Source organism: Dyadobacter sp. HNCC25DJ183 (assembly GCF_056895175.1).
Map to the genome: position 1 here is coordinate 322,575 of NZ_JBXHAP010000005.1, position 11,210 is coordinate 333,784.

At 43.9% G+C, this 11,210-nt stretch carries 12 protein-coding genes and 4 tRNA genes; 15 read left to right on the top strand and 1 reads right to left on the bottom strand.

Annotated elements, in window-relative coordinates; translation table 11 throughout:
* The first annotated feature begins 49 nt into the window (after window positions 1–49).
* Window positions 50–2,572, top strand: coding sequence for a glycosyl hydrolase (locus tag AC1XTG_RS14765; RefSeq protein ID WP_484842488.1), 2,523 nt, complete (start codon window positions 50–52; stop codon window positions 2,570–2,572).
* Window positions 2,573–2,574: 2 nt separating this feature from the next.
* On the opposite strand, the gene murI is transcribed toward AC1XTG_RS14765, so the two are convergent.
* Window positions 2,575–3,384, bottom strand: a complete 810-nt coding sequence (gene murI, locus AC1XTG_RS14770; RefSeq protein WP_056291144.1) for a glutamate racemase — start codon at window positions 3,382–3,384, stop codon at window positions 2,575–2,577.
* 141 nt (window positions 3,385–3,525) lie between these two features.
* Between murI and AC1XTG_RS14775 the strand changes: the two genes are divergently transcribed.
* The 14 genes from AC1XTG_RS14775 (at window position 3,526) to rplL (ending at window position 11,176) form a co-directional block, all read left to right on the top strand.
* The gene (locus tag AC1XTG_RS14775) at window positions 3,526–4,116 is read left to right on the top strand and encodes an RNA polymerase sigma factor (protein WP_484842489.1); all 591 of its coding nucleotides are present in this window, start codon (window positions 3,526–3,528) and stop codon (window positions 4,114–4,116) included.
* Window positions 4,097–4,903 carry a hypothetical protein gene (locus tag AC1XTG_RS14780; RefSeq protein ID WP_484842490.1) on the top strand — a complete coding sequence of 269 codons (807 nt, stop codon included), beginning with the start codon at window positions 4,097–4,099 and terminating at the stop codon, window positions 4,901–4,903. Before AC1XTG_RS14775 ends, AC1XTG_RS14780 begins: the two co-directional genes overlap by 20 nt.
* Window positions 4,904–4,913: 10 nt before the next feature.
* Window positions 4,914–6,014 (top strand): hypothetical protein, encoded by a 1,101-nt coding sequence (locus tag AC1XTG_RS14785; RefSeq protein WP_056291148.1) that lies wholly within the window; start codon window positions 4,914–4,916, stop codon window positions 6,012–6,014.
* Window positions 6,015–6,177: 163 nt separating this feature from the next.
* A tRNA-Tyr gene (locus AC1XTG_RS14790) sits at window positions 6,178–6,260 on the top strand.
* 55 nt (window positions 6,261–6,315) lie between these two features.
* Window positions 6,316–6,388, top strand: a tRNA-Gly gene (locus AC1XTG_RS14795).
* An 86-nt stretch (window positions 6,389–6,474) separates the two neighbouring features.
* Window positions 6,475–6,546, top strand: a tRNA-Thr gene (locus AC1XTG_RS14800).
* A 222-nt stretch (window positions 6,547–6,768) separates the two neighbouring features.
* Window positions 6,769–7,956, top strand: coding sequence for an elongation factor Tu (gene tuf / locus AC1XTG_RS14805; protein WP_031528324.1), 1,188 nt, complete (start codon window positions 6,769–6,771; stop codon window positions 7,954–7,956).
* A 101-nt stretch (window positions 7,957–8,057) separates the two neighbouring features.
* Window positions 8,058–8,128, top strand: a tRNA-Trp gene (locus tag AC1XTG_RS14810).
* Window positions 8,129–8,145: 17 nt separating this feature from the next.
* On the top strand, window positions 8,146–8,337 hold the full coding sequence (gene secE / locus AC1XTG_RS14815) for a preprotein translocase subunit SecE (protein ID WP_056291150.1): 192 nt from the start codon (window positions 8,146–8,148) through the stop codon (window positions 8,335–8,337).
* Between the two features lie 23 nt (window positions 8,338–8,360).
* Entirely contained in the window at window positions 8,361–8,915 is a 555-nt protein-coding gene (gene nusG, locus AC1XTG_RS14820) for a transcription termination/antitermination protein NusG (RefSeq protein ID WP_031528322.1), read from the top strand.
* Window positions 8,916–8,988: 73 nt separating this feature from the next.
* Window positions 8,989–9,438: a 50S ribosomal protein L11 gene (gene rplK / locus AC1XTG_RS14825; RefSeq protein WP_026631777.1), complete on the top strand. Its 450-nt coding sequence runs from the start codon at window positions 8,989–8,991 to the stop codon at window positions 9,436–9,438.
* Window positions 9,439–9,472: 34 nt separating this feature from the next.
* Complete coding sequence (rplA, locus tag AC1XTG_RS14830; RefSeq protein ID WP_031528321.1) at window positions 9,473–10,171, top strand: 50S ribosomal protein L1; 699 nt, start codon at window positions 9,473–9,475, stop codon at window positions 10,169–10,171.
* Between the two features lies 1 nt (window position 10,172).
* On the top strand, window positions 10,173–10,703 hold the full coding sequence (rplJ, locus tag AC1XTG_RS14835) for a 50S ribosomal protein L10 (protein ID WP_031528320.1): 531 nt from the start codon (window positions 10,173–10,175) through the stop codon (window positions 10,701–10,703).
* An 86-nt stretch (window positions 10,704–10,789) separates the two neighbouring features.
* Window positions 10,790–11,176: a 50S ribosomal protein L7/L12 gene (gene rplL, locus AC1XTG_RS14840; RefSeq protein WP_056291214.1), complete on the top strand. Its 387-nt coding sequence runs from the start codon at window positions 10,790–10,792 to the stop codon at window positions 11,174–11,176.
* Window positions 11,177–11,210: the final 34 nt, after the last annotated feature.

An 11,210-nucleotide genomic window follows, 5' to 3' on the forward strand; every position in this document is an offset into this window, starting at 1 on the left:
CCGTTTTGCGTAGAAATTGAGCCCATTGCCTTTAACCAGAAAAGCAATTATGCGAAAGCTACTATTTATACTAATCCTGTTTGTAAGCCTGAATGTACAGGCGCAATCCATTTCTACTACTAAGCCCTGGACATATTGGTGGTGGATGGGAAGTACTGTTACGAAACCCGATATCAAGGCTCAACTTCTACTCTTCAAAAATTCCGGAGTCGGCGGGGTTCATATCATACCCATTTATGGTGTAAAAGGTAAGGAGCAGCAGGCGATTCCTTTTCTGTCAGCCGAGTGGATTGATGTAATGCAATTCACGGTGGAAGAAGGAAAGAAGCTAGGTATTGGAGTGGACCTGACCACGGGGACCGGCTGGCCATTTGGCGGGCCGAATGCGAGCGCCGAGATGGCAGCGAAGAATATGTCCATTGTTAATGGCAGGATTGAAGTAAAACCTACCGGCCAGAAAGTGAAGCGCGCGGCACCCGGAGGCGAAGGATACGTTTTGGATCCATTTCATGCCGACGCAATGCCGCAGTACCTGACAAGGTTTGATTCTGCTTTCAGGAATATTAAAGGACTGCCGCGGTCTATGTATATGGATTCCTACGAAGCTTATGGTGCGAACTGGACCAATGATTTTGCAGATCAGTTTGCAAAAAGGAGGCAGTATACATTAGTGCAACATCTACCTGCATTATCCGACTCGACGAGCAATGTGGACAGTACATTGATCAGAATAGATTATCACCAGACTTTGGCAGAATTGCTTTTGGAGAGATATGCATTGCCATGGACGAAGTGGAGCCGGGAACATCGGTTTATGACGCGTTACCAGGCACACGGTTCGCCAGGTAACTTGCTCGATCTGTATGCAGCTGCGGACATTCCGGAGACCGAGTCATTTGGTACCAGCCGCTTTGATATTCCCGGCGTACGCATTGATCCTGATTATTCCATTGATCAGTTTGGCACGCCCAATGCGCTGGCGATGAAGTTTGCTTCCTCAGCAGCTAATTTCAATGGTAAGAAGCTCGTCAGCTCAGAAACCGGAACCTGGCTCGCCAATCATTTCAAAGTTTCTTTATCCCAATTGAAGCCGCAGATTGATGAATTATTTGCAGCGGGAATCAACCACATTTTTTATCACGGAACTACCTATTCACCGCAAAATGAAGCGTATCCGGGCTGGCTCTTTTATGCGTCAACCAACTTTGGACCTACTTCTCATTTTGCGCGTGAATTTCCTTTATTAAACCGGTATGTAGAGAAATGCCAAAGTATTCTCCAAGATACCAAGCCCGACAATGACCTGCTTGTTTATTTCCCTATTCATGATTTGTGGGCGACCAAATCGAAATCTTCGGGTAATGTGCATTTGTTGGAAGTGCATCACGTGGATCGCTGGTTGCTGGGTCTACCTTTTGGAAAATTGTCCGAAAAGCTCTGGAAAGAGGGGTATTCCTTTGATTTTGTTTCGGATCTTCAATTAGCACAACTGAAAATATCCGCATCCGGTACATTGACCTCGAGAAATGCATCTTATAAAGCGATTGTCATTCCGGCAAGTACTTACATGCCAAAGTCGACGCTCTCCAAATTGCACCGATTGGCAGAAGCTGGCGCAAAGATTATTTTTGAAAAGCAAATGCCTTCCATCGTTACCGGCTTTGACGATCACGCCACTCAGCAGGCAGAATTCGAGAAAATGTCAGTCAGACTAGCTCGCCTTGAAAATGTCAAAATCGGAACAGAACTGAATCGCTTTCTAAGTGAGATCAACATTGCCCCGGAGGAAATGGCGAACAAGGGTTTGACTTATATCAGGAAGAAAGATCAAAATGGGCGACCGGTTTATTTTGTGACAAATCTTGGCAATACTTTCCAGGAAGGATGGATCAAGCTAAATGCAAAAGGAAGATTCTTTAAACTCGATCCGCTGAATGGCCGAGCTGCACTTGCTCAGAGAGGTTCTGGTGAAAAGGCAGAAGTATTCCTGAAGTTAAAGCCAGGACAATCCTGCTTTTTGGAAGTAGGCAGCCAGTCAGCTTCACAAATAGCGCCTGAAAAGCCGGCGCAAATATTTGAGATTAATAGGAATTGGAACCTTACTTTTATGGAGGGAAAACCTTCGTTACCAGCTTCCGCAAAACTTTCGAGACTTAGTTCATGGACTACATTGCCTGATTCTGCTGAATATTTTTCTGGTAAGGCAAAATACCAGGTTACCTTCGATCTGCCAGCAGAGATATTGAAAGGAGAATCATTCGAATTGGACTTAGGTGATGTGCGGGAGTCTGCACGTGTGAAGATCAATGGAAAGGAGCTCGGTACTTTCTGGTCCGTTCCATTCCTTGGAACAATCCCGTCAAACGTTTTGAAGTCAAAGGGCAATGTACTCGACATCGAGGTAACTAATCTCTCAGCAAACTACATGCGGCTCCGCGACACGCAGCAACCAGATTGGAAGAAATTTCAGGACATCAATATCGTTGATATCACTTACAAAAAGTTTGACGCAAAGAGCTGGGAACCGATGCCGTCAGGCCTGCTGGGCCCTGTGCGGCTACTTTACAGATAACATTATTCCCAAAGCGGGTAGTGCTCTAATTGGATCTGTTTGCCGAAGAATATGGAAGTTGATTGCTCGAAGGACAAAGTATAGTCTGACACGTAGAACTGACGATTTCCACTACCTTTTTCATTGACAAGATAATGCTGTTCCAGCCACGCCCGCAGTGAATGGGCGACGATTTCAGAAGTATCAAGAATTTCTACTTCATTCCCATAAAATTTACTGATCTGATTTTTGATCAATGGGTAGTGCGTACATCCTAGTATCAGAGCTTCAATGGAGGAAATAGCGGGATCAGACAAATAGCTGGCAACAATGCTCTCGCTGATCGTATTGTCAAAGAAACCTTCCTCGATCATGGGAGCCAGCAGCGGCGTTGCAAGTGATTTTAAATGGATGTTTTTTCCAATTGCATCCACTTTTTTCTTGTACACATTGGAAGATACAGTCTGCTTTGTCCCGATCAGTCCAATAGTTTTGCCGTCGTAATGCTCTTTGATATAGTCTACGACCGGATCAATTACATTCAAGACTTTGGCTTTGCTCCCAACGTATTCGCGTACAAGTTCATATGCAGCCGCAGAGGCAGAATTACAGGCAATTAGGATCAACTTGCAGTTTTGCTGTAGCAGCATATTGCAGATTTTGATGGAGTAAGCCTGGATCGCAGCAGTAGATTTGTCGCCGTAGGGAAGATGCGCGGTATCTCCGAAATAAATGGTGTTTTCCTGAGGTAAGAGCCTCGTAACTGCGCTGGCGACGGTCATTCCGCCAATTCCGCTATCAAAAATTCCTATCGGTGCAGCTGAGTCGAGCATATTAAAGCAATAAAGTAGATTGATGCGCCAAAGCTATAAGAAGCTGACAGAATATTTTTTACAAAAATTTAGAAAAGTTATCGGGCACGTGCAACCTCGTCGGGAGGAATGAGCATCTTGTAGCCGAAACCACCAGTTAGAATGGGTAAAATTTTAGCACTATTTAGCCAGGAAGCACAACTTGTTAAAGCACTTAAAAGGGAAGATCCCAAGGCGCAGCAACAGGTTTACCATAAATACAGCACTCGCATGCTGGGTTTATGCTTCCGGTATATATGTGATGAAATGGCTGCTGAGGACGTGATGGTTGAGGGTTTTTTGAAAGTATTCGGGAAAATTGATCAATTCAATAGTGACGGGAGTTTTGAAGGCTGGATCCGCCGGATTATGGTCAATGAGTCGCTGGGTTATCTCAGGAAGCAAAAGAGGATTCTGGAGGATAATCTGTCCGACGAGGCTCATAACATCCCCGACTACATTCAGGCTGATCAAAATCTTGAAGCACAGGAATTGTTGGAATTGATCGAGCGCCTGCCGGCAGGTTATCGAACAGTTTTCAACTTGTATGCAATTGAAGGTTATGCCCATTCAGAAATCGCGGAAATGCTGGGTATCACCGAAAGTACTTCGAAGTCGCAGTTGCATAGAGCAAGAGCATTGTTACAGAAAATGGTATTGGAGTGGGAGAATGAATTTAAAAAAAAAGTAGACTATGAAAAAGCATCCTGTTGATGATCTTTTCAAACGCAAGCTGACTGATTTACAAAAGGAACCTTCGGCAAATGCCTGGGCCAGAATTCAGGAAAAGCAACAACCAAAATCCAGGGTTATTGGCTGGGTGAGGTATGCTGCGGCGAGTGTGCTGGTAGGAGCATTAGGCGGATATCTGATTCTGCAAAATAGTCCGTTGACAACTGAAAAGGCGATCAGTAGCAGGCAGGAAGTGGTTAAGCCAGAGCAACCGGTCGATGCTTTGCAGCGCGAAACGATGGAGAATGCAGCTGACGCCGAACGCCAAATTGCCGAAGTGCCCGAGGAAAAGTTGTTGAAGAAAGTTTTGCCGGCGAAATCGGATTTGAAAACCCAGAAGGTACAATCAGATCTCATTGATAACTCAGTCGGCAATCAAAAGCAGGATCTGGCAAAGTTGGAAGTTGTGCAATCCGGGAAAGATCAAGCTCAAAATGAAACTCCGTTAATGCGTGAAATTTCTGAGCCTGTCAATCTGAAATCAGTAAGTCCACAAATAAGTACGCCGTCAATCGTGAGCCTGGAAACAGAACCTACGCGGACAATTGTTGTGGCCGTCGAATCTGAACCGGATCATGACGAAGACAAACCCAAGGCTTCAAAATTTTCGAAAGTATTCCGCCAGCTGAAAAATGCGAGAGCTGGTGAAAGAGTCGACTGGGATGAAGTAGGGTTTAATCCCAAAACGCTGGTCGCGAAAGTTGACGATCGGCTTCGTAGCAAAGAAGAAAAAACAGAAAAGTATCAGAACCCCAGAACAAAATTGTAATCTGTTAGCCATGAAAAATAGAATAGTTGCCTCGCTCACAATGATTTTCCTATTCATCTCTGTTGGAGTATTTGCAAAGAATAATGAACGGAAGGAGACGTCGGAAAGGGATTCCATTATTGTAACATTCGGAGACAAAACCCGGCTGATCATCTACGGTGAAAACCGCAGGGAGTTGGAAAAGATCATGAAGTACGATCTTAATGCATTGCTGAAAGATTTAAAGGTACGTTTGGACAGCACAGATGCAGATACAACTTATTTAAGGGAAGAATTTAATGGAGTTAACTATCTCAAAGATCCCGGGGATAAGGAAGAAAAGGATTACGTCAGGATTGGTTTGCGTGGTATTCATGTGAAAGATGGCGATACCAGGGTTACCATCAATGGCAAAGGAGTTGAGGTAAGAGATGGCGATGAGGAAGTGTCTACTGAGTCAACGTACAGGAGGACTGGTAAGCGTTTTTACAGACCTAGCTGGGGTACAAGTCCGAGAAAAGGGTTTAATGTTGCTGTTGGTCTTAATACATACGGCGCTAATGAAAGTACGCCGGGTTACGACAAGGTAAGTTATGAGTTGAAGCCTTTTGGCTCGCGGTTTATTAGTCTGGGTTATGTTGCAAGCGCTACATTAGCGAGAGGAAAGAATGCAGGATTCCACCTTGATTTTGGTGCCGACTTCTCGTGGTACAATCAGATGTTTGATAACAATCATACAGTGGTTAAGGGTAGTGATAAGGTCGAGTTTTTGCCGGTAATGGAAGATGGGAAAGAGATCGAGATGAAAAAAAGTAAGCTGGTTGTCCCTTATGTCAGCCTCTCCATTATGCCGACAGTCAGTTTTTCCCGCTCATTTATTTCCTATCTGAGTGCGGGCGTGTATGGCGGATACCGGCTTGGCAGCTATACCAAGTTGCGGAAAGTAGGAAGTAAGGATGTAGATCACGTTCGCAAAAACTTTTACATCGAAGATCTGAAGTACGGACTGGCAGCCGAAATTGGGATCCGAAAATTTCCTGACCTTTTTGTTAACTATGATTTAAACTATCTGTATGAGCAAAACAGAGGACCCGCAGTACGGATGCTGAGCTTTGGTGTAAGACTATTTTAAACGAGAAATACGCCAATACGGGCTGAAATCGACGATTTTCGATTTAGTCCGTATTTTTATTTATTTTTTTTTCGAAAGAATTTGAGAATTTAAGAAAAGGCCATAATTTTGCGACTCCAAAAAGTGAAACAAACGGTTTCGCGGTAGTGTTGAAATGATGTACGGGGGTGTACCAGAGTGGCCAAATGGGGCAGACTGTAAATCTGCTGGTGTATGCCTACGGTGGTTCGAATCCATCCGCCCCCACAGTTAATGCCAATACAATCCTGTATATTACCAGTCAGGATCGGGCATAACAAATGCGGAAGTAGCTCAGCTGGTAGAGCGATAGCCTTCCAAGCTATAGGTCGCGAGTTCGAACCTCGTCTTCCGCTCATTTAGAAGCACCGTCGAAGCGATTAGCGAAAACATTCAATTGTAACTTTTTCGCTAATCGCTTTTTGGTTCTTACAAGGGTTTTGCTTTTGTAGCTCAGGGGTAGAGCACTTCCTTGGTAAGGAAGAGGTCAGGGGTTCAAATCCCCTCAAAAGCTCGGTAAGTTTAAAGAGCATTCCTTGGTAAGGAAGAGGTTAGGGCCGGGCGGCCGGTGCCGCGGTCCGCCGCGCGGTTAAAATCCCCTCAAAAGCTCGGTAAGATTTTGATTCTGTATTTAGTTAATTGGTTTTGAAGCGCTTGGGTTTTGTAAGCTGAACAGGATCAATCAGTAGTGTTAAATAAATTCGTAATAACTTTTAATTTTAAGCGTACTTAAGTCATGGCAAAAGAGACGTTTGACCGCTCGAAACCCCACGTAAATATCGGTACTATCGGGCACGTTGACCACGGTAAAACCACCCTTACAGCAGCAATTACAACTGTACTTGCTGACAAAGGTTTCGCACAAAAACGCGATTTCTCATCAATCGACAATGCTCCTGAAGAGAAAGAACGTGGTATCACCATCAATACTTCACACGTAGAATACCAGACAGCCAATCGTCACTATGCGCACGTGGACTGTCCAGGTCACGCTGACTATGTGAAGAACATGGTAACTGGTGCTGCTCAGATGGATGGCGCGATCATCGTAGTTGCTGCTACTGATGGGCCAATGCCGCAAACTCGTGAGCACATCCTTCTTGCTCGTCAGGTAGGTGTTCCTCAACTTGTAGTATTCATGAACAAAGTGGATATGGTTGATGATCCTGAGCTTCTTGAGCTTGTTGAAATGGAAATTCGTGAGCTTTTGAGCTTCTACGAATATGATGGAGACAACATTCCTGTAATCCAAGGTTCTGCTTTGGGTGGTTTGAATGGTGAGCCGAAATGGGTAAAAACTATCGAAGATCTTATGGATGCTGTTGATAGCTATATTCCAATTCCTCCACGTATGACAGATCTTCCATTCTTGATGCCTGTTGAAGACGTATTCTCGATCACTGGTCGTGGTACTGTTGCAACTGGTCGTATCGAGCGTGGTGTGATCAACTCTGGTGATCCTGTTGATATCCTGGGTATGGGTGCAGAAGGTCTTAAATCTACCGTTACTGGTGTTGAGATGTTCCGTAAAATCCTTGACCGTGGAGAAGCTGGTGACAACGTTGGTCTTCTTCTGCGTGGTATTAACAAAGAAGATATCCGTCGCGGAATGGTAATTTGCAAGCCAGGTTCAGTAAAACCTCACGCTGCATTCAAAGGTGAAGTTTACGTTCTTTCGAAAGAAGAAGGTGGTCGTCACACTCCATTCTTCAACAAATATCGCCCTCAGTTTTACTTCCGTACCACGGACGTAACAGGTGAAATTACCCTTCCAGCTGGTGTTGAAATGGTTATGCCTGGTGATAACATCACAATTGAAGTTAAGTTGATCAACAAGATCGCTATGGAAAAAGGTCTTCGTTTCGCGATTCGTGAAGGTGGACGTACCGTAGGTGCTGGTCAGGTGACTGAAATTCTTGACTAATCAAGAAAGCAATAATAGCAAGTGCATTTCCTTACGGAGTGCACTTGTTTTTTATAAATAAATCGTATCTTTGCAGCCCGAAAGGATGGGTTGAGTGATAAACGGGTGTAGTTCAAGGGTAGAATAGCGGTCTCCAAAACCGTTGATGGGAGTTCGAATCTCTCCACCCGTGCATATTTAAAAGGAACAATGGAAAAGTTTACTTCTTTCTTGAAGGCTTCCTGGGAAGAAATCACCCAGCATGTTACATGGCCTCCTTTCAACGAATTGCAGGCAAATACAACTCTAGTTCTGGTGGGTTCCCTCATTTTTGCTTTGGTTGTTGGTGTGATGGATTTCGTGTTCGAAAATGCATTAAAACTGTTTTATCAGTCTTTCTGAGGCTATTTTAACCCCTAAATGGTATGAGTAGTCTAAATTGGTTTGTGTTAAGAGCAGTGTCTGGACAGGAGAAAAAAATCAAGTCCTACATTGAAAATGAAATAACACGGCAGAAATTAACCGAGTTTGTTCCGCAGATCCTGATACCTTCTGAGAAGATATATGAGATGCGCAATGGTAAGAAACGTGTCAGAGAAAAGAATTTTTTTCCTGGCTACATCATCATTTCGGCTGACCTTTCAAAAGGTGAGGTGCTCCACATTATAACAAGTATCCCTGGTGTAATCGGATTTCTGGGAAATGCGGAGGGGAATTCGAAAGTGCCGGTTCCGCTCAGGCAATCGGAAATTAACAGGATTTTAGGTAAAGTGGATGAGGCGGAGCAGCATGAAGAAGCTCCAAGTATGTCCTTTATCAAAGGAGAAACTGTCAAGGTTGTTGACGGTCCATTCAGTGGCTTTATCGGACTTGTTGAGGAGGTATTCGATGAGAAGAAAAAACTCAATGTAGTTGTTAAGATATTCGGGCGTAATACACCCGTGGAACTCAGTTACGCACAAGTAGAAAAGGATAGTTGAGAAAGAGCGGGCAGGTAAGCTTCCACTTGCACTAGAACCGTGATTGATCAATGACCCAACAAATTCCAAAACAATGGCAAAAGAAATAGGTGGATACGTCAAACTACAGGTAAAAGGTGGCCAAGCCAACCCTTCACCTCCAATCGGTCCTGCATTAGGATCGAAGGGTTTGAATATCATGGAGTTTTGCAAGCAATTCAATGGCCGTACCCAGGATAAAATGGGTGTGGTATTGCCGGTAGTTATTACATACTATAAGGATAAGTCTTTTGACTTCGTCATTAAGACCCCCCCGGCCGCGATTTTGCTTCTGGAAGCATCAAAGGTGAAGACTGGTTCGGCGCAGCCTAACCGTCTGAAAGTAGGTTCGGTTTCTTGGGATCAGGTTCGTACAATCGCTGAGACTAAGATGCCAGATTTGAACTGCTTTACAATTGATTCTGCCATGAAGATGATAGCGGGAACGGCTCGTAGTATGGGTATCACTGTGGCAGGCAAAGCCCCATGGGAAGAAAACAACTAAGCGTAGGTTTTAATACGCTAACGAAACAAAGAACATGGGAAAACTGACCAAAAAGCAAAAAGAAGCTCTTTCGAAATACGACCCAAATCAAGCTTACTCTCTGGAGCAGGCAGCGGACGTTCTTAAAACGATTTCTTATACCAAATTTGATTCATCTGTGGATATCGACGTTCGTTTAGGCGTGGATCCTCGTAAAGCTGATCAAATGGTACGTGGCGTGGTGACATTGCCACACGGAACCGGAAAAGAGGTGCGTGTTTTGGTACTTTGCACTCCAGATAAGGAGGCAGAAGCGAAAGAAGCAGGAGCAGATTTTGTTGGTCTTGACGAGTATATCCAAAAGATAGAACAAGGCTGGACTGACATCGACGTAATCATCACTATGCCGAGTGTTATGGCAAAAGTGGGACGTTTAGGTAAAGTATTAGGTCCTCGCGGATTAATGCCAAACCCTAAATCGGGAACGGTAACCCCTGAAGTAGGCAAAGCTGTTAAAGAAGTAAAAGCAGGTAAGATTGATTTCAAAGTTGATAAAACAGGGATCATTCACACCAGCGTAGGAAAAGTTTCTTTCGGAACTGACCAGCTTGCACAAAACGCTCAGGAAGTTATCAACACCTTGGTACGCCTTAAACCATCTTCGGCAAAAGGTACTTACGTGAAAAGCATTCACTTGTCTAGTACGATGAGCCCGGGTGTTGTTATTGATAAAAACACGATTCCAGGATTATAATATGACAAGGGAAGAGAAAGCAGTAATTATAGACGAGTTAAGTCAAAAATTCGCTAGCACTCCGTACTTCTATATTACAAGCGCGAGTGGAATGTCTGTTAGCGAGGTTAACCAGCTAAGAGGATTGTGCTTTGAGCGCGGTATTGAGTATCGTGTTGTTAAGAATACATTGATTAGAAAAGCGCTCGAAACGTTAGACACGGATTATTCTTCATTCAATGAAGTTTTGAAAGGATTTTCTGGTGTAATGTTTCATCCGGAGTCAGGTAAAGTTCCTGCACAACTGATAAAAGAATTCAAGAAAAAATCAGGTAGCGACAAGCTTAAGTTTAAAGGAGCTTCTGTGGATACTGCGGTTTTTGTTGGCGAAAGCCAGCTTGACGTTCTGATCTCTCTCAAATCGAAACAAGAGATGATCGGAGAAGTTATCGGATTGTTGCAATCACCTGCTAAAAATGTTATCGGTGCTCTTTCAAGCGGCGGCAACAAATTGGCTGGTATCCTCAAAACTTTGTCTGAAAAAGAAGACTAGTTAAATAGCCAGGCTTAGCTCTCCGGGTCAAGAAAATTGGAGCTTTTTAAATCATCTTATTGTATAATCAAAAAATCAAAAATAAAATGGCAGATTTGAAAGCTTTCGCAGAACAGCTTGTTAACCTAACGGTTAAAGAAGTGAACGAATTGGCTACAATTCTTAAAGACGAGTACGGTATTGAGCCTGCAGCTGCTGGTGCAGTTATGGTAGCAGGTCCTGCTGGCGGTGGCGGTGCTGATGCTCCCGCAGTTGAAGAGAAAACTTCTTTTGACGTTATTCTTAAATCAGCTGGTGCAAGCAAACTGGCTGTTGTGAAATTGGTTAAAGATCTTACTGGTCTTGGACTGAAAGAAGCGAAAGAACTAGTTGACGGTGCTCCAAAACCTGTTAAAGAAGGAGTTGCTAAAGACGAAGCAGAAGCTTTGAAAAAACAACTTGAAGAAGCAGGTGCAGAAGTTGAAGTAAAATAATTTGCTTTCAACAGCATCCTATAATTACAGGAAA